This window comes from Kribbella sp. NPDC050241, from assembly GCF_044459685.1.
GTDB lineage: Bacteria > Actinomycetota > Actinomycetes > Propionibacteriales > Kribbellaceae > Kribbella.
Map to the genome: position 1 here is coordinate 1,107,989 of NZ_JBITJE010000002.1, position 17,632 is coordinate 1,125,620.

Genomic DNA, 17,632 nt, shown 5'->3' on the forward strand with positions numbered 1-17,632 from the left:
TTTTCAACGCCGGGGACAATGGCCGGGTGAAACTCGAACGCAAGCACGCGCTGGTGCTGCTCGGCATCGCGGTCTGGAACGTCGTCACCTATGTGACTTTCATCAAGAACCTGGCCGCCACTGAGGGCCGACCGACCGGGTACTACGTCGCCCACACCATCCTGATCGTGGTCAACCTGCTGATCGCGGTCCTGCTCGGCACTTGGGGCGTCCGCGCCTACAAGGCTGCGCAGAAGGTCAACGCCTGACGAAGCTCGCCGGCGTCACCCCGAGCATCTTGCGGAAGTGCCGGTTCAGGTGGGACTGGTCGTAGAACCCGGCCAGCGTCGCCACGTCCGCGGGCGGATGCCCGTCGAGCAGGTAGCGCCGGGCCAGGTCGACCCGGCGCCCGGTCAGATACCGATGCGGCGGCATCCCGAACTCGCGGCTGAACGCCCGCACCAGATGCGCCGGATGCGCAGGCACCAGCTTCGACGCGTCGTCCAGTGTGATCCCGGCCGGCACGTTCGCGTCCAGTACGTCGCGGAGCCGCGCAGCGATCCCGGGATCGCGCCGATCGGGCGGGTCGAGCACGTTCCGCCGCAGATGTTGCCGCAGCCGCACCTCGATCAGCGTCAGCCGGCTCTGCGCCTCCAGGTCCTCCCGCCCGTCCAGCAGTACGCCGTGCAACTGGTGCAGACGGTGCCGCAGCAGCGGATCGACGTACTCGGGCTGGTCCACGGCCGCACCGATCAGGTCGAGCCCGAGCCGCTCGGGCTTCAGGTACAGCACGCGCTTGCGGAAGCCCTCGGGCCGGACCGACCGCCCGTCGTGCGGGACGTTCGGCGGCAGCAGTGAGACCTGTGCCTGGGCCAGTCCGTGCTCGCGGTGGTCCAGGTCGTACCGCACCACGCCCTCGTCCACGATCAGCACGGTCCACGCGTCGTGCGTGTGGCTCGGGTACGCGTGGGACGGAAAGTGCGCGTGCAGGACCTCGACGACCCCGCTCAGCTCGGGCCGCCACGCCTTGACCTCGGCGCCACCGCTCACAGTCAAGAACATACGCTTGCGTCCCGTGAAGGCTTACATCAGCGCGGACATGGAGGGCATCACCGGACTGGTCGACGCGGAGGACGTCCAGCCGCCGGGCCGGGACTACGAGCGTGGCCGGGTGATGATGACCGAAGACGTGAACGCCGCTGTCCGCGGTGCGTACGCCGCCGGTGCGACCGCCGTACTGGTCAACGACGCCCACGGCCCGATGCGCAACCTGCTGCCGGACCTGCTCGACCCACGCGCCACGCTGATCAAGGGGCGCCCGAAGCCGATGGGGATGATGGAAGGCCTCACCAGCGAGTACGACGCTGTCCTCTGCGTCGGTTACCACGCGCGGGCCGGGGTGCTCGGCGTACTCAGCCACAGCTTCATGGGCCACGAGATCGAGGACATCTGGCTGGACGATCAGGTCACCGGTGAGATCGGCCTCTTCCACGCCGGGGCCGCGGCGTACGGCGTACCGGTCGCGGTGCTGACCGGCGACGACACGGCCTGTGCCGAGATGAGGGCGTGGGACGCCGGCGTACGCACGGTCGCCGTCAAGCAGGCCAAGGACCGCTTCGCCGCCCAACTCGTCCCGGTCCTCGAGGCCCGCGCCGCCATCGAATCCACCACCACCGAGGCCCTGCGCTCCCTCCCCTTCATCACCGCGTCGTCCACCACCCGCCGCCTGACCGTCCGCTGGCAGTCCGCCTCCGTCGTCTCCCACCTCACCGCGATCCCTGGCGTCACCCGCCAGGACGACCGCACCGTCACCGTGGAGGCCGACATGCTCACCCTCTACCGCCTGTTCAACCTCTTCCTCCGCGTCGCCACCGCAGTAACCACCAACCCTCCGTACTGCTAAGAGGTGAAGAACGTACAAGACCGGAGTCTGGGTGGGCGGGACTCTGGGGGTGTGGACAGTGCGAATGAGCCGATCAGGTTCGAGACGAAGATTGCTGTGGTGCTGCGGGAGGATTTGGCGGTTTGGCAGCGGTTGAATGTGGCGGCGTTCTTGGTGAGTGGGATCGCGGGGACGCGGTCTGAGGTGGTGGGGGAGCCTTATGAGGATGCGGATGGGGTGACCTACCTGCCGATGTTCCGGCAGCCGGTGCTGGTGTTCGAGGGGTCCAAGGAGTTCATGGCGATCGCGCACCAGCGGGCGTTGCAGCGTGGGATCGAGCATTCGGTGTTCACCCAGGACCTGTTTGCCACTGGCAACGACCGGGACAATCGGGCGGCCGTGAAGGCGGTCGCCACCGAGGAACTGGACCTGGTCGGGATCGCCCTCTACGGCCCGAAGAACGCCGTCGACAAGACCCTCAAGGGCGCCCACATGCACCCGTAGCTGTAGCGGACGGCCAGGCCATCACAACGGCCGAGCCGTGGGCATCCGGCGACTGCTGAGACCCGGTATGCGCCCATTGTGATGGCCTGCAGCTCCGCAGATCCCGGGCCGTCGAGCTGGACTGGGTTGACGGTCCCCGCGCCGGGCTCGTCGCCGTCGAAGGTGCGACGCACTATTTCCAGTGCTACGACGTCGACGGTGATCTGGACGAGTACGTCGTCTGGCCGGCGAGCGAGGCCGTGGTTGCGCTGGAGCGGGACCAGTGGGAGATCTTCGTGCGCTGGAACCAGCGCTACGAGGCCGGCTCCGCTGGGATTGAGAGCCATCCGGCGCATGGAGGGATCGACGCCCGGTTCGACGAACTCGCCGGATTGCTCGCGCAATACCGCCAGCCGCCGCCAGGCGCGCGGCACCTCGTCGCCGACTGGCGATTCGACGCCGGCGCCCGTTACCGGGCTGACGGGACTGACTACTGGGTCTGCTGGAGTCTGGTCTCGCCTAGCGGGGAGTGAAGCGGGTCCAGGTGTGGCCGTGGTCGGTGCTGGGTCCGTCGAGACGACGGCGGCGATCGTGCGGCGGTCCGGGCTGACCGCGAGCGCAGTGGCAGTGTGGTCCGGGTCGAGGTCCTGCCGGTGCCACGTCGTGCCGTCGTCGGTCCAGGCCAGGACGGACTTGCTCGAGGCGGTGTCGCCGAGCACCCACCGCCGCCCGGTGCCGTCCTCCGCCTTGACCGTGCCTTCCGGGATGCCGAGCTGGGCGGCGATCTCGCAAACCGGCAGGTCCACGAGGTGATGGAGCGCGATGACCTCGCGTTGCTCCCACGGCAGCCGGCGGAGTGCGTCGAGGCTGGCGACGTGGTCCGGAGACAGGCCGGGTACGACGTCGGCCGGGGGACCGGTGCGGCTGATCAGGCCGTGGAAGACGGTGGCCCGGCGGAAGCAGCTGCGAGACACGTTCACCGCGACAGTGCGCAGCCAGGCTTCCGGGTTGTCGACCTTTGGCGAAGCGATGCGGCTTCTCGACCGCGCGGACGAACGCCTCCTGCACGGCGTCCTCGGTCTCGCCGAGGCTGCCGCACAACGCGTAGAGCTGGGTGACCAGCCGACGGTAGCAACCGTCGTACAGCTCACGCAGGCCTTCCTGACACCTCCCCCAGACAGGAACCAACCTCTGCCCCCACGACTGATGGGGGACAGAGGTTGGTTGGTGAATGTGAGCTAGCTCACACCCGGCGGAAGATCAGTGCGCGCTTGACCTCCTGGATCGCCTTGGTGACCTCGATGCCGCGCGGGCAGGCGTCGGTGCAGTTGAACGTGGTCCGGCAGCGCCAGACGCCTTCCTTGTCGTTCAGGATCTCCAGCCGCTGCTCGGTGCCCTCGTCGCGGCTGTCGAAGATGAACCGGTGCGCGCCGACGATCGCCTGCGGGCCGAAATACTGGCCGTCGGACCAGAACACCGGGCAGGACGTCGTACAGGCGGCGCAGAGGATGCACTTGGTGGTGTCGTCGAAGCGGTCCCGGTCGGCCTGCGACTGGATCCGCTCCCGGGTCGGCTCGTGGCCGCTGGTGACCAGGAACGGCATCACCGCGCGGTACGCGTCGAAGAACGGCTCCATGTCAACGACCAGGTCCTTGAGTACCGGCAGGCCCTTGATCGGCTCGACGGTGATCTCCTTCTCCGGGTTCAGGTCCTTGATCAGCGTCTTGCAGGCCAGCCGGTTGCGGCCGTTGATCCGCATCGCGTCCGAGCCGCAGACGCCGTGCGCGCAGGACCGCCGGAACGTCAGCGTGCCGTCCTGCTCCCACTTGATCTTGTGCAGCGCGTCCAGCACCCGGTCGGTCGGCTGCAGGCTGACGGAGTACGTCTTCCACTCCGCCTCGTCGAGGACCTCGGGGTTGTACCGGAGGATCTTGACCTTGACGTCCATCAGTACTTGCGCTCCATCGGCTTGTACCGGGTCTGGATGACCGGTTTGTAGTCGAGCCTGATGTTGATGTTGCCTTCGGCATCGAGCTCGCGGTAGGCCATCGTGTGCCGCATGAAGTTGACGTCGTCGCGGGTGGCGTAGTCCTCCCGGAAGTGACCGCCGCGCGACTCCGTGCGGGCCAGCGCGGACACCACCAGCACCTCGGCCAGGTCGAGCAGGAAGCCGAGCTCGACGGCCTCTAGCAGGTCGGTGTTGAACCGCTTGCCCTTGTCCTGCACGCCGACGGATGCGAACCGCAGCTTGAGCGCCTCGATGTCGGCCAGCGCCTGTTTCAGCGAGCCCTCGGTCCGGTACACCTGCGCGTTCAGGTCCATCGTCGCCTGCAGGTCGGACCGGATCGCCGCGATCCGCTCCTCGCCGGTGGAGTTGCGCAGCCCTTCGACCAGTTCGACGACGTACGCCGAGGGGTCGTCCGGCAACTCCTCGAAGACGGCCGTGGCGGCGTACTCCGCGGCGGCGATGCCCGCGCGCCGGCCGAACACGTTGATGTCGAGCAGCGAGTTCGTGCCCAGGCGGTTCGCGCCGTGGACGGACACGCAGGCGACCTCGCCCGCGGCGTACAGGCCCGGGATCACGTCGTCGTTGGTGGCCAGCGCCTCACCCTTGATGTTGGTCGGGATGCCGCCCATCGCGTAGTGCGCGGTCGGGAACACCGGGATCTGCTCGGTGTACGGCTCGACGCCCAGGTACGTCCGGGCGAACTCCGTGATGTCGGGCAGCTTCGCGTCGATGTGCGCGGGCTCCAGGTGGGTCAGGTCGAGCATCACGTACGCGCCGTCCGGGCCGCAGCCGCGGCCCTCGCGGACCTCGTTGGCCATCGCCCGGGCGACCATGTCCCGCGGCGCCAGGTCCTTCACGGTCGGGGCGTACCGCTCCATGAACCGCTCGTTGTCCTTGTTCCGCAGGATGCCACCCTCGCCGCGGGCCGCCTCGGACAGGAGTACGCCGAGACCGGCCAGGCCGGTCGGGTGGAACTGGAAGAACTCCATGTCCTCCAGCGGCAGGCCCTTGCGCCAGACGATGCCCATCCCGTCGCCGGTCAGCGTGTGCGCGTTCGACGTGGTCCGGAACACCTTGCCGAAGCCGCCGGAGGCGAAGATCACCGACTTGGCCGAGAACACGTGCAGCTCCCCGGTGGCCAGTTCGTAGGCGACCACACCGCTGGCCTTGCCGTCGGTCATTAGCAGGTCGAGAACGTAGTACTCGTTGAAGAACTCGACGTTCTGCTTGATGCACTGCTGGTACAGCGTCTGCAGGATCATGTGGCCGGTGCGGTCGGCCGCGAAGCAGGACCGCCGGACGACGGCCTCGCCGTGGTTGCGGGTGTGGCCGCCGAAGAACCGCTGGTCGATCTTGCCCTCGGCGGTCCGGTTGAACGGCAGGCCCATCTTCTCCAGGTCGAGGACGGCGTCGACCGCCTCGCGGCACATCACCTCTGCCGCGTCCTGGTCGACCAGGAAGTCGCCACCCTTGACCGTGTCGAAGGTGTGCCACTCCCAGTTGTCCTCCTCGACGTTGGCCAGCGCGGCGCACATGCCGCCCTGGGCCGCGCCGGTGTGGGACCGGGTCGGATAGAGCTTGGTGAGCACCGCGGTCCGGGTCCGTTTGCTGGACTCGAGGGCGGCGCGCATCCCCGCTCCACCCGCGCCGACGATGATCACGTCGTACTGATGCTGTTGCATAACGTCCTTACTTACAGACCGTCAGCGTGCTGCTGGGGTCGAGGCAGGGGTCGAACGTGAAGATCACCAAGGTGCCCAGTACGACGATGACGAGCGCCGCCATGATCAGCAAGGCCTTGAGCCAGAACCGGGTCTGGTCCTTCTCGGCGTAGTCGTTGATGATCGTGCGCAGCCCGTTGGTGCCGTGCAGCATGGCCAGCCACAGCATCAGCAGGTCCCAGACCTGCCACAGCGGGTTGGCCCACTTGCCGGCCACGAAACCGAAGTCCAGCGCGGTGATGCCGCCGCCGAGCATCAGGTTCACGAACAGGTGGCCGAGCACGAGGACGACCAGGGCCAGGCCGGACAGCCGCATGAACAGCCAGCTGTACAGCTCGAAGTTGGTCTGCCCGGAGCGGTTCCGGCCGCCGCCCTTCAGCGAGCGGGAGCGGGAGCTCGAGCGAGGAGCCGCGATCCCTGGGGTTTCCGGCATCTCAGCCCCCGAACACGTGGGTCAGGTGCCGGATCACGAACGGCACGAACAGCACCACCCAGATCACCCCGACGCCGATCATCAGCTGCCGCTGGTAGCGCGGGCCCTTGGCCCAGAAGTCCACCAGGATGAGCCGGATGCCGTTGAAGGCGTGGAACAGGATCGCCGCCACCAGACCGACCTCGAGCAGGCCGACGATCGGGTTCTTGTAGGTGCCGATGACCTCGTTGTAGGCCTCCGGGGACACCCGCACCAGCGCGGTGTCGAGCACGTGCACCAGCAGGAAGAAGAAGATCCCCACGCCGGTGATCCGGTGCGCGACCCATGACCACATGCCCTCCCGGCCGCGATACAGCGTGCCGGCTGGTTTGCTGGGCACCAGATCCTCCTTGTCGCGAACACCAGGTCGTCTTGATGCTAGACCCGCTGCTTGCGGTGAAATGTACTGACAGATGTGACATCGATCGCGATGCGTGTGAGATCGGTCGCGTCGGCCGACTGAGGGGAGAACACGGTGAGTTTCTGGATCTGCGCGACCTGTGCGGTGGAGCACTCCGAACAAGTGGAGGTCTGCGCGATCTGCGCCGACGAGCGGCAGTGGGTGCCGGCCGACGGCCAGCACTGGACCACGCTGGAGGAGTTGGCCGCGGCCGGCACCGAGGTGACCATCGACGAGGTCGAGCCGAACCTGTACGGCGTCCGGTCGAAGCCGCCGGCCGGGATCGGCCAGCAGTCGATGCTGCTGGTGACCCCGGACGGCAGCCTGCTCTGGGACCCGATCGGGTACGTCGACGACGACGCGGTCCGGCGGATCCGCGAACGGGGCGAGGTGGCCGGGATCATCGCGAGCCACCCGCACATGTACGGCGTCCAGGTCGAGTGGAGCCACCGGCTCGGTGACGTGCCGGTGTACGTGTCCGAGCCGGACGCGGAGTGGGTGGCCCGGCAGGACCCGGTGATCCGGACCTGGTCGGGCAAGCTGAACCCGTTGCCCGGAGTGACGGTGATCCAGCCGGGTGGGCATTTCCCGGGCAGTGCGGTGGTGCACTGGGCGGAAGGTGCCGAGGGCAAGGGTGTGATCCTGTCCGGGGACACGATCTTCGCCAATCCGGACCGTACGTCGGTCAGCTTCATGCGCAGCTATCCGAACCGGATTCCGCTGTCGGGCGCGGTCGTGGACCGGGTCGCCCGTGCACTCGACCCGTTCGAGTACGACCGGCTCTACAACAACTTCGGTGCGTCGATCCCGGTCGACGCGAAGGCCGTCGTACGCCGGTCGGCCGATCGCCACGCAGCGTGGGTCCGCGGCGACTACGACCACCTGACCTAAGCCTCGATCCGTGGATCGAGCCTAAGCCGCAAGACGCGCCTGGCCCAGCCGGGTGTGGAGGGCGAGCATGTGGCGGATGCAGGAGTCCCAGTCGTAGAGCTCGGCCCGGCGACGGGCTGCTGCTCTGCGGCCGGGCAGCTTCGCCAGTTCGAGTACGGCGTCCGCCAGCGCGACCGGGTTCGCCGAGGCCCAGCGGCCGCAGGTCTCGTCGACCAGTTCGCGCGCACCGCCGGTGTTCGCCGTGACGACCGGCGTACCGGCGGCGAGCGCCTCCAGGACGGCCAGGCCGAAGGTCTCGCCGGGGCAGACGGACAACGCGATATCCGCCTCGGCCAGGTGGGTCGCCAGTCGCCGGCGGCCGTCGACGTACCCGTGGAAGATGACCGGGGCGTCACCGGCGATCGCGACCAGTTCGTCCAGGTGAGGGCCCGAGCCGTAGACGTCCATGCGCAGGTTCACCCCGCGGCGATGCAGCTCGGCCGCGGTGGCGACCGCCAGGTGCGGGCTCTTCTCACGGGACAGCCGCCCGGCGTGGACCAGCTTGAGTACTCCGTCGTCCACCGGCTCGGCCAGTGACGGATGGAACGTGTCCAGGTCGACCCCGAGCGGGATCCGGACCAGTGGCGTCGTCACCTCATCGAACTCGGCCGCGGCGTACCGCGACGTCACCACGACCGCGTCGTACGTGCGGCTCAGGATCTTGTACAGCGCGCCCACGCCGGCGATGACGCCCTGGCGGTACTGCGCTCCTTCACCGCCGAGCCGCCGCGGCCGGGCGGTGTACAACGACAGCATCGCGTCCAGGCGTTCGTGGCTGAACAACACCGAGCCGATGTCGTTCTTGCGGGCCCAGCGCGCGACCGGCAGCAACGTGGACTTGTCCGAGATCTCCACGGTGGTCGGCCGGAACCGCTCGAGCGTCTCGATCACCTTCCAGGGATCGGTGATGAGGCGGTACCCGCCGGCGATCTTCAGGGCCTTCGTCCGGACCACCGTGCCGAACTCGGTGTCGATCGCGACGTCCCTCTCGCCCGGGGTGATCACGATCCGCTCGGCGCCGGCCTCGACGTACCCCTGGCCGAGGTGCTCGATCGCGGTCCGCATCCCACCGGACGTCGGCCCGACGAAGTTGGCCAGCTGGGCGATCCTCAGCGAGCTCATCGGCGTCCTCGCTTCGCTCCGGGCGCCGATGAGGCGCGAATCCGACTGTGCTTTCTGATGAGCTCGCTCCGCTCGCTCATGCGACCCGCCGTACGGCCGCCGCCTCGCGCAGGACCTCGGCGTAGTGCCGGTCGACCAGATCGTCGACCACCGCCGGCCAGGTCCGGGACTGCACGCGTTCGAGGCCGCTGGCGGCCATCCGGTCGCGAGCCGTGGGGTGATCGAGCAGCGTCCTGACCGCCTGGCGCAGCGATCCGGGCCGGCCGGGCTGGAAGAGCAGGCCGTTCTCGCCCGGGTGGATCAGGTCGAGCGGGCCTCCCGCGGCCGGGCCGACGGTGGCCACGCCGGAGGCCTGCGCCTCCTGGATCGTCTGGCAGAACGTCTCGTGTTCGCCCGTGTGCACGAAGACGTCCAGCCCGGCGAAGATCGAGGCCAGGTCGGCACCCCGGCGCATCCCCAGGAAGGTTGCGCTGGGCAAGGAGTGTTCCAGCGACGCGCGGTCCGGCCCGTCGCCGACGACGACGATCCGGCAGTCCAGGCCGGTCAGCTCGGCGAGCCGGCGGACCTTCTTCTCCGCGGCCAGCCGGCCGACGTATCCGACGATCGGCTTGCCGTCCGGGGAGATCTCCCGGCGCCAGTTCTCGTCGCGGTGACCGGGGTCGAAGAGGTCCAGGTTCACGCCGCGGCCCCACAGATGGACCCGCGGTACGCCGCCCTGCACCAGCGCCTCCACCGACGCGGTGGAGGGTGCCAGGGTGCGATCGGCCCGCGAGTGGGTACGCCGTACCCAGCGCCAGATCCCGCGGTCTGCGGCGGCGAACCAGGGGTACTGGCGGGCGAACCCGGCGATGTCGGTCTGGAAGATCGCCACCGTCGGCAGCCCCAGCCGGCGCGCCGCGCGCAGCCCGTAGGCGCCGATGATGAACGGCGACGCGACGTGGACCAGATCGGGGCTGAAGTCGGCCATCGCCCGTTCGATCGACGGATCGGGCAGGCCGACCGGGAACTCCTTGTACCCAGGGGTCCGGAAGCTGCGGGCCCGGATCACCGGCACGTCGGCGTAGCTGTCCGGACCGGGGCCGGGGGCAATGATCAGCAGCTCGTGCCCGCGGGCACGCAGCCGATCGGCGACGTGGCGAGCCGTGTTCGCCACGCCATTGATCTGCGGCAGGAAGGTCTCAGCCACCATCACGATCCTCACAGCTGTGAGGTTCCCCACCGCGCATGAACCCTCGGCGACAGCTTCGTAACACCGTGTGGATGCCCTGTCGACGGCTGCAGGGCCGCCGGGTGACGGCTACGTGACCACGGGGCTGCATTTGGTGAGTGCCCCGTGAACAACGGGGCACCACCGCGGTCAGCGGGTGATCGTGGTGGTGACAGTGGCCTCCGGGTACCAGTTCTCGAAGTCCTTGTAGTGGGCGGTGAACGTGGTGGTTCCGCGCGGGAGGGCGTAGGTGGCGGTGAAGCTGCCCGCCGACGTCAGCTCGGGGTTGCCGATGAGGCGGGCGGTCGAGCCGGCCGGGGTGGCGTAGAGCTGCAGGAACTGCTGGTTGGTGGAGCTTCCGGGACGCGAGTACGGCGACGTCCACGTGACGGTGACGGACGCGGTGGACTTGTCCTTGCCGGAGCCGGTGCGTGCCGTGACATGGATGTCGGTGATCGGCGCCTTCGGCGGGTGAGCCGGGCCGAAGGAGTGCAGGAGCTGCACGTTCTGATACGTGTCGTCGTACGTGACCGCCCAGGCCCGGGTGCCGGTGGAGTTGAGCAGCAGGGTGCCCTTCCAGAGTTCGTCGCTGCTGCGGAAATCGACGGCGTACGTCGGGGTTGTGCTGCCTTTGGCGTAGAACAGCACGTCGGCGTCGTTGGAGGCGGTGCTGGAGCGACCGACGGCGACCGTCGAGCTGTCGCGGGACCAGGCAGCGTCGGCCGGGTAGGCGCCGCTCGGGTACACCGTGGCGTCGGACAGGTCGGGGAGCTTGTACGAGTGGTGCTCGTACGGGTAGCCGACGGTCTCGACGACCTCGGTGCCGTCGGGGCTGACGGCGTAGTCGACCAGGTTCTCGCCGGTGTTCTCGCGCCGGCTGACGATGGTCGGTGTGGCGCCGGAGACGTCGATGACGTACGTCGTGACCGGCGAGTATCCGGTGTCGCCGGCGACGAGCAGTCCGTTGGCCGCCCCGGCGATGATCGGGTGGTAGTTCGGGCCTTCGGTGTACACCGTCGCGGTGGTCCCGGGCGCGGACCAGATCAGCAGGCCGGACGTGCCGAGACCGCAGTCCAGGAAGGCGGCGACGATCTTGTCCCCGGCCGGTTCGGCGCTGTAGACGCAGGCGCCCTTCGGTGCGTCGTACGTTGCCGAAGGCTCCAATGTGTCGGCGTCCAGCGCGGTCACGCGGTCGTAGTCCTGGGTCACGAGGACCTGCTGGTGGTCGTTGCTGAGAACCACGTCGGAGGCGCCGGTCACCGCGGTCAGCTTCTTCTGCAGCGCGCCGTCCAGGTCGGTGACCACGAGTGGGAGGGTGCTGCCGGCGCCTTGCGCGAAGTACAGGCGGCCACGCGCTTCGTCGAGCTCCATCGCGCGGAGGTCCTGCACCGGTAGCTGGGTCCCGACACTCTTCACCAGCACCGGCTCGTCCGCCGAGCTCGGTCCGGCGACGACCACGCCGACCGACGTCGAGATGATCAGAGCCAGGCCCCCGAGGGCCAGTCCACGCGCGCGCATCAAAACTCCGGGTAGGTAGGCGGAAACCTCTTCCCCCGAAGCCGCCACAGCCTAGAACCAATCCCGCCACGCGGCAAACGGTCTCCGGTGCTGATCGAGCGCCAGCCTCGTCGTTGCTCAGGACATGACGAGCCAGATCTCCTCATTGAAGAGGGTCAGGCGGATCTGCCGGCCGGGGGTTACTTCGAGGTCGACCCGCCAGCCGGCCACGTAGGCGATGTGCGAGCGTCCGTCGAGATGCCGCGAAACCCAGTCCTGCACGGGTGCGACGGCGTCACCTTGGAGGTGCCCGAAGGCGGTGGTCCGTAGTTGCTCGAAGGCCTTGCCGGTTGTCGCGCCGGTCGCGGCGGTGGCGACGAGATACGTGATGCCGGTGTCCGGTCCGGAGAACTTGAGCGCGAGGCCGGGCCGTCCGGCGTACTTGCCCTGACAGGTCTCGTTGTCGGCAGTGCAGGTGTACCCATCGGCGGTGAGGGCCTTCGCGAGATCGGGCTCGGTGGTGTCGAGGTGCAGGACCGGAACCTCGAGCTGGCTGCTGCCGAGCTTCGCCCCGTTGACCTGCGTCTTCGGACCCCGGCTGATGATCTCGTACTTGCCCCATGTCCCTTCGGGCGCGCCGCCCCAGTTCTGCAGTACGACGCCCACATTCGTCAGATCCGCGGGGAAGACGACGTCTCCAACGGCGGCGGCCAGAGACCGCAGCGCCGACGCAGTGTCGCCGGTCGCCCTGACCTTGAGGGCGAACGCTGTGACGGTGCCGTCCGGCTCGTACTGGAAGGCGACCGAGGACGTCGTCCGGCTTGCCGATCGATACGCGAAGCAGCCGGAGTGTCCGCCTTCCGCGCTGGTGAAGCGCGCGCTGCACTCGAGGCCGCGCTCGGTCAGCGCGTCCGCAAGGGTGCGCGCCTGGCCGGTGATCGAGCCCCCCGCGGTCACCCCGTCGGCCAGCAGGAGCTGGGAGTCGGCCGCGCCGGTGGTTGCCGTGTCGCCGCTGCGCCATACCAGGATCACCGCGACGACAGCGACCACGAGCACTGCGGCCAGGACTCCGGAGAGGACGGCAGGCCGGCGCCGCCGGCGGGCCGGGCGGTGGATCGTGGGTGGGGGAGCCGGTGCAGGACGGTGCAGCGACATCTGTGGATCCTTCCAGGGGAGGCGCGCGACTGTAGCGCACCTCTGTGCTTCACCCCACATCCGTGGCGTGCGCTGGTGCATACCAGTGGGAGCGTGGTTCGGCCTACCGTGGGGAGATGAGTCATCGGAGTGAGTCGGGGTTCGAGTTCGCGCCGGTGTACGGGCCGGAGGTGCTGGACGGGTTCGAGCCGGGTAGCAAGCTGGGGGAGCCGGGGAAGTTCCCATTCACCCGGGGTGTGTACCCGACGATGTACACCGAGCGGCCGTGGACCATGCGCCAGTACGCCGGGTTCGGTACCGCGGCGGAGTCGAACCAGCGGTACCACCAGCTGATCGACCACGGCACCATGGGCCTGTCGGTCGCGTTCGACCTGCCCACCCAGATGGGCTACGACTCCGATGCCCCGATCGCGCACGGCGAGGTCGGCAAGGTCGGCGTGGCGATCGACTCGATCGACGACATGCGGGTGCTGTTCGACCGGATCCCGCTGGACCAGGTGTCCACCTCGATGACCATCAACGCTCCCGGCTCGGTGCTCCTGCTGCTGTACCAACTCGTCGCCGAGGAGCAGGGCGTCGCCGGTGACAAGCTCACCGGAACGATCCAGAACGACGTACTGAAGGAGTACATCGCCCGCGGCACCTACATCTATCCGCCGAAGGAGTCGCTGCGGCTGATCAGCGACATCTTCGCCTACTGCAAGGCGGAACTGCCGCGCTGGAACACGATCTCGATCTCCGGCTACCACATGGCCGAGGCCGGCGCGACGCCCGCGCAGGAGATCGGCTTCACGCTCGCGGACGGGATCGAGTACGTCCGGGCCGCGGTCGCGTCCGGCCTCGACGTGGACGAGTTCGCGCCCCGGCTGTCGTTCTTCTTCGTCGCCCGGACCACGCTGCTCGAGGAGGTGGCGAAGTTCCGTGCCGCCCGGCGGATCTGGGCCCGGGTGATGCGGGACGAGTTCGGCGCCAAGAACCCGAAGTCGATGATGCTGCGGTTCCACACCCAGACCGCGGGCGTCCAGCTCACCGCGCAGCAGCCCGAGGTCAACCTGGTCCGGGTCGCCGTTCAGGGACTGGCCGCCGTACTCGGTGGGACGCAGTCGCTGCACACCAACTCGTACGACGAGGCGATCGCGCTGCCGACCGAGAAGGCGGCCCGGCTCGCGCTGCGCACCCAGCAGGTGCTCGCCTACGAGACCGATGTGACTGCCACCGTCGACCCGTTCGCCGGCTCGTACGTCGTCGAGTCGCTGACCGACGAGGTGGAGGCGGCCGCGGTCGAGTTGATGGATCAGGTCGAGGAGTACGGCGGTGCGGTGGCCGCGATCGAGAAGGGCTTCCAGAAGCAGGAGATCGAGCGGTCGGCGTACGCGATCGCGCTGGAGATCGACTCGGCCGAGCGTGTCGTCGTTGGGATGAACAAGTTCAGGATCGCCGAGGAAGAGCCGTACGAACCGCTCCGGGTCGACCCCGCGATCGAGGCCCAGCAGGTCGAACGCCTGGCCAAGCTCCGCGCCGAACGCGACCAGCCGGCCGTCGACGAGGCCCTGGCTGCCCTGAAGACGGCGGCCGAAGGCAACGCGAACTGCCTCTACCCGATGAAACGGGCCCTCAAGTCCCGAGCGACCGTGGGCGAAGTCTGCGACACCCTCAGGGATGTGTGGGGTGTCTACGTCCCCGCTGACACCTTCTGACTCCAGCCGATATGGTCCGCTCGAACGCTAGCGTTGAGTGGACCTGCGGGTCGAGAGGGGTTGGGGATGGGGCGTCGAGGTATGGCGGTCGTCGGGGTGGTGCTGGGCTTGCTGATGTCCGCCGGTTGCGGCCCTGGCGACGACGAGGGTGGCGGGCTGCCGACGCTCGGCTCGGACTCGAGCGGGCCGACCAGTGCCAGTACAACGATGGGCGAGACGTCCGCGACTCCGACCGAAGGGTCGTCCAGCGGCGGCCCGCCGAACACGATCGCGGTGCACCGGCGCAAGGTCGTGGCGGCGTCGACCTCGGACAAGGCTGCCGCGGACGCGTTCATCAAGTACATCGAGGTCCGGCTGACGGCGTACCACAAGGTCCAGGTGGACCTCGACGCACTGGGTAAGACCGCGACCGGGGCCGCGCTGAACGCCGTTCGGTCCGACGTCGCGGGACTGCGCAGTCGCGGCCAGCACACGGTCGGCGAGGTCTGGGTTGACGTCCCCAAGGTGACCGCGCGCGGGTCGGCCGCGACGCTGACCTCCTGCATGGTGAACACCACGGTCGACGTGGACGCGAAGGGCAAACCGCTCAGCGCGCCGAAGTCGTTCTACAACATCACCAGCACGCTCGAACTGGGCGGCGGGAAGATCTGGCTGGTCAAGACGATCACCTTCGGTGGCGACAGGCCCTGCCATTGACGCAACCGATCCGCGTCATAGAACGTCAGAACCCACGTCTCGATCGTGTGGTACCACCAGAAACTGGGGAGAGTTTTGCCATGAAGCGCACAGTATTCGCCACCGCCCTGGCGGGACTTGCAGCGGCGGCGGTCACGGCCGCGCCGGCGCACGCCGGCGGAGGGCTCGAGCAGTCCGGTGACGGTGGCTACAAGATCTCGGTCAGCGTGACGATCACCAGCGACTCCGGCGGCGTCGTGAAGAGCGGCGGTACGTCGCTGGCCGTCGCGCCGACCTGCTGGTGGGAGCTGTACAACCCCGACATCGGGGGGAACGACGCGACCACGCCCGAGGGCTTCCAGAAGTTCTACGACGAGTCGATCCCGCTGCTGAGCGGGCACGCCGCGGCTGGCCGGCTGTCGATACCGGACGCCGACGAGGTGAAGCGGGTGACGGAAGCAGCGAAGAACGGAGCGAAGTACCGCTGGTACAGCCTGCGGTGCCAGCAGGGCCACAACGGTGTTGACGAGGGCTACACCAAGTCCGGCGGCAACTACTACGGCACCGAGATCGGCATCGGCTTCGCGGCGTTCGTCGACGGCCAGGTGCCGGAGCCGTATGTCGCGCCGGAGGATCTGGCCACCTCGTTGTGGGACGTCGCCCAGCAGGGGCTGACCGACCCGGCCATCGACCGCAACCCGAAGGTCACAGGGAACGGCGGCGCCACACTGGTGAACGTGCCGACCTGGTTCTGGGTGACCAACCCGGCCACCGCGCTCGCCGACGACGGCAAGCTGCACCTGACCGCCACCGCCGGGAACACGACGGTGACGCTGGATGCGCAGAGCAACGGTGTCGCCTTCACCTCACCGGCCGGTTCCACGTCGTGCTCGGTCAACCAGGCCAAGTACGCGTACGGCTCGGGTGCCTCCGAGGGCTCGGCCTGCACGATCTCGTTCGACCGGTCGAACGCCGGCTGGCCGGTGACCGCCAGCACCACCTGGGGCGGCACCTGGTCCGGTAACGACGGCTCCGGCGCGGCGCTGCCGGAGGTCTACCACTCGACCACCGTCAACGTTCCGGTTGTCGAGGTTCAGGTTCCGAACCGCTGAGCCTTCAGTCCAAGAGGGCGCAGGACGCCAGAACCGTCATCCCGACGGTGATGGCGTCCTCGTCCGGGCAGAAGCCGGGCGTGTGCAGGTCGGCGGCCGCGTCCACACCGAGGGGACGAACCCCCAGCCGGGCCATCGCTCCCGGAACATGCTCGAGGTACCAGGCGAAGTCCTCGCCGCCCAGACTCTGATCGGTCGCGGCCACCGCGTCGGGCGTGATCGCCTCGCTGACCGCACGCTGGAACACCGCGATCGCCTCCGCATCGTTCATGACCGGGGGTACGCCGTGTGTGACCTCGGTGCTGACCTCGACGCCGTACGGAGCGATCAACTGCTCCGCCAGTAGGGGGATCAGATCGGCGGCCAGCTTCCAGGCGCTGACGTCCAGGCACCGCACGGTGCCTTCGGCCTCACCACGGGACGGTATGGCGTTCGCGGCCGAGCCGGCGGTGATCCGGCCCCAGACCAGTGACAGGCCGGCCCGCGGGTCGACGCGGCGCGACAACGCGGCCGGTAGCTCGGTGACCAGGGTGGACAGGGCGTAGACCAGATCGCCGGTGAGGTGGGGCCGGGAGGTGTGACCGCCTTCGCCGGTCAGCCGGACCAGGACACGGTCCGACGCTGCCGTCAGCGCACCGACCCGGAGCCCGACCTGCCCGACCTGCAGTCGGGGATCACAGTGCAGGCCGTAGATCCGTCGTACCCCTTCCAGACCGCCGGCCGCGATCACACCGAGCGCGCCACCGGGCATGACCTCCTCAGCCGGCTGGAAGATCAGCCGGACGCGGTGGGGCAGCAGCCCGTCGGCGGCCATCCGTGCGAGCACCTCGGCGGCGCCGATCAGGATCGCCGTGTGGACGTCATGACCGCAGACGTGCGCCACGCCTTCGTACGTCGACCGAAAAGGGGAATCGACACCCTCCGTCACCGGCAGGGCGTCGATGTCGGCGCGAAGCGCGACGCAAGTGTCGCCGGAGCCGATGTCGCAGATCAGACCGGTGCCCGTCGGCAGCACTTGCGGGGACAGTCCGGCTGCCACCAGCCGCTGCCGGATCAGCTCGGTGGTCCGCACCTCGTGCCAGCCGAGCTCCGGGTGCGCGTGCAGGTCGCGACGTACGGTCACGATCTCGTCCCGGACTGCGGCGACACGGCTCTGCAGGTCGCTGAGCAGCAGCTGCTGCGAAATGGTCATTGGGGAATTCTCGCATCGCAGCGGCGGAACAACGGCCCGGGCTCAGGCACCGGACCGATCCGGTCAGCGCCACCTCACCCGCCGCGTCGGCGTTCTGGCT

18 protein-coding genes and 1 pseudogene are annotated in these 17,632 nt (G+C 68.7%); 7 read left to right on the forward strand and 12 right to left on the reverse strand.

Annotated elements, in window-relative coordinates:
* Nucleotides 1-26 precede the first annotated feature (26 nt).
* Entirely contained in the window at nt 27-248 is a 222-nt protein-coding gene (locus tag ACIBG5_RS13225; RefSeq protein WP_360438868.1) for an SCO4848 family membrane protein, read from the forward strand.
* On the opposite strand, the gene ACIBG5_RS13230 is transcribed toward ACIBG5_RS13225, so the two are convergent.
* The gene (locus ACIBG5_RS13230; protein ID WP_396391775.1) at nt 238-1,041 is read right to left on the reverse strand and encodes an AraC family transcriptional regulator; all 804 of its coding nucleotides are present in this window, start codon (nt 1,039-1,041) and stop codon (nt 238-240) included. The genes ACIBG5_RS13225 and ACIBG5_RS13230 overlap by 11 nt on opposite strands.
* A 13-nt stretch (nt 1,042-1,054) precedes the next feature.
* Here ACIBG5_RS13230 and ACIBG5_RS13235 point away from each other — a divergent pair, with 13 nt between their 5' ends.
* A complete protein-coding gene (locus tag ACIBG5_RS13235) occupies nt 1,055-1,882 on the forward strand; it encodes a M55 family metallopeptidase (protein ID WP_396391776.1) in 828 nt (275 codons plus the stop codon).
* A gap of 51 nt (nt 1,883-1,933) precedes the next feature.
* Nucleotides 1,934-2,365: a DUF2000 family protein gene (locus ACIBG5_RS13240; RefSeq protein ID WP_396391777.1), complete on the forward strand. Its 432-nt coding sequence runs from the start codon at nt 1,934-1,936 to the stop codon at nt 2,363-2,365.
* Here the strand turns inward: ACIBG5_RS13240 and ACIBG5_RS13245 are convergent.
* The 6 genes and pseudogenes from ACIBG5_RS13245 to sdhC all read right to left on the reverse strand — a co-directional run bounded on the left by ACIBG5_RS13245 (nt 2,308) and on the right by sdhC (nt 6,840).
* A complete protein-coding gene (locus tag ACIBG5_RS13245; protein WP_396391778.1) occupies nt 2,308-3,324 on the reverse strand; it encodes a sigma factor-like helix-turn-helix DNA-binding protein in 1,017 nt (338 codons plus the stop codon). The genes ACIBG5_RS13240 and ACIBG5_RS13245 overlap by 58 nt on opposite strands.
* Nucleotides 3,325-3,367: 43 nt before the next feature.
* Nucleotides 3,368-3,532, reverse strand: a pseudogene (locus tag ACIBG5_RS13250) (RNA polymerase sigma factor); the annotation flags it as partial.
* A gap of 55 nt (nt 3,533-3,587) precedes the next feature.
* A complete protein-coding gene (locus ACIBG5_RS13255; protein WP_360438850.1) occupies nt 3,588-4,292 on the reverse strand; it encodes a succinate dehydrogenase iron-sulfur subunit in 705 nt (234 codons plus the stop codon).
* Complete coding sequence (gene sdhA / locus ACIBG5_RS13260; RefSeq protein WP_396391779.1) at nt 4,292-6,034, reverse strand: succinate dehydrogenase flavoprotein subunit; 1,743 nt, start codon at nt 6,032-6,034, stop codon at nt 4,292-4,294. The genes ACIBG5_RS13255 and sdhA overlap by 1 nt, the downstream gene beginning before the upstream one ends.
* Before the next feature lie 7 nt (nt 6,035-6,041).
* Nucleotides 6,042-6,506, reverse strand: coding sequence for a succinate dehydrogenase hydrophobic membrane anchor subunit (locus ACIBG5_RS13265; protein ID WP_396391780.1), 465 nt, complete (start codon nt 6,504-6,506; stop codon nt 6,042-6,044).
* A 1-nt stretch (nt 6,507) separates the two neighbouring features.
* Complete coding sequence (gene sdhC, locus ACIBG5_RS13270; protein ID WP_328526863.1) at nt 6,508-6,840, reverse strand: succinate dehydrogenase, cytochrome b556 subunit; 333 nt, start codon at nt 6,838-6,840, stop codon at nt 6,508-6,510.
* Nucleotides 6,841-7,020: 180 nt separating this feature from the next.
* Here sdhC and ACIBG5_RS13275 point away from each other — a divergent pair, with 180 nt between their 5' ends.
* Entirely contained in the window at nt 7,021-7,836 is an 816-nt protein-coding gene (locus ACIBG5_RS13275) for an MBL fold metallo-hydrolase (RefSeq protein ID WP_396391781.1), read from the forward strand.
* A gap of 21 nt (nt 7,837-7,857) precedes the next feature.
* On the opposite strand, the gene ACIBG5_RS13280 is transcribed toward ACIBG5_RS13275, so the two are convergent.
* The 4 genes from ACIBG5_RS13280 to ACIBG5_RS13295 all read right to left on the reverse strand — a co-directional run bounded on the left by ACIBG5_RS13280 (nt 7,858) and on the right by ACIBG5_RS13295 (nt 12,856).
* Nucleotides 7,858-8,997, reverse strand: coding sequence for a glycosyltransferase (locus ACIBG5_RS13280; RefSeq protein WP_396391782.1), 1,140 nt, complete (start codon nt 8,995-8,997; stop codon nt 7,858-7,860).
* Nucleotides 8,998-9,073: 76 nt separating this feature from the next.
* Nucleotides 9,074-10,186 carry a glycosyltransferase family 4 protein gene (locus tag ACIBG5_RS13285; RefSeq protein WP_396391783.1) on the reverse strand — a complete coding sequence of 371 codons (1,113 nt, stop codon included), beginning with the start codon at nt 10,184-10,186 and terminating at the stop codon, nt 9,074-9,076.
* Between the two features lie 168 nt (nt 10,187-10,354).
* On the reverse strand, nt 10,355-11,722 hold the full coding sequence (locus ACIBG5_RS13290; RefSeq protein ID WP_396391784.1) for a hypothetical protein: 1,368 nt from the start codon (nt 11,720-11,722) through the stop codon (nt 10,355-10,357).
* 117 nt (nt 11,723-11,839) lie between these two features.
* Nucleotides 11,840-12,856, reverse strand: coding sequence for a hypothetical protein (locus ACIBG5_RS13295; protein ID WP_396391785.1), 1,017 nt, complete (start codon nt 12,854-12,856; stop codon nt 11,840-11,842).
* Nucleotides 12,857-12,972: 116 nt separating this feature from the next.
* Here ACIBG5_RS13295 and ACIBG5_RS13300 point away from each other — a divergent pair, with 116 nt between their 5' ends.
* The 3 genes from ACIBG5_RS13300 to ACIBG5_RS13310 all read left to right on the forward strand — a co-directional run bounded on the left by ACIBG5_RS13300 (nt 12,973) and on the right by ACIBG5_RS13310 (nt 16,340).
* Nucleotides 12,973-14,553 carry a methylmalonyl-CoA mutase gene (locus tag ACIBG5_RS13300; protein ID WP_396391786.1) on the forward strand — a complete coding sequence of 527 codons (1,581 nt, stop codon included), beginning with the start codon at nt 12,973-12,975 and terminating at the stop codon, nt 14,551-14,553.
* Nucleotides 14,554-14,619: 66 nt separating this feature from the next.
* Nucleotides 14,620-15,249 (forward strand): hypothetical protein, encoded by a 630-nt coding sequence (locus ACIBG5_RS13305; protein WP_396391787.1) that lies wholly within the window; start codon nt 14,620-14,622, stop codon nt 15,247-15,249.
* An 80-nt stretch (nt 15,250-15,329) separates the two neighbouring features.
* Nucleotides 15,330-16,340 carry a hypothetical protein gene (locus tag ACIBG5_RS13310; protein WP_396391788.1) on the forward strand — a complete coding sequence of 337 codons (1,011 nt, stop codon included), beginning with the start codon at nt 15,330-15,332 and terminating at the stop codon, nt 16,338-16,340.
* A 4-nt stretch (nt 16,341-16,344) separates the two neighbouring features.
* Here ACIBG5_RS13310 and ACIBG5_RS13315 read toward each other — a convergent pair whose 3' ends face one another.
* A complete protein-coding gene (locus tag ACIBG5_RS13315) occupies nt 16,345-17,532 on the reverse strand; it encodes an amidohydrolase (RefSeq protein WP_360438817.1) in 1,188 nt (395 codons plus the stop codon).
* Between the last annotated feature and the right edge of the window lie 100 nt (nt 17,533-17,632).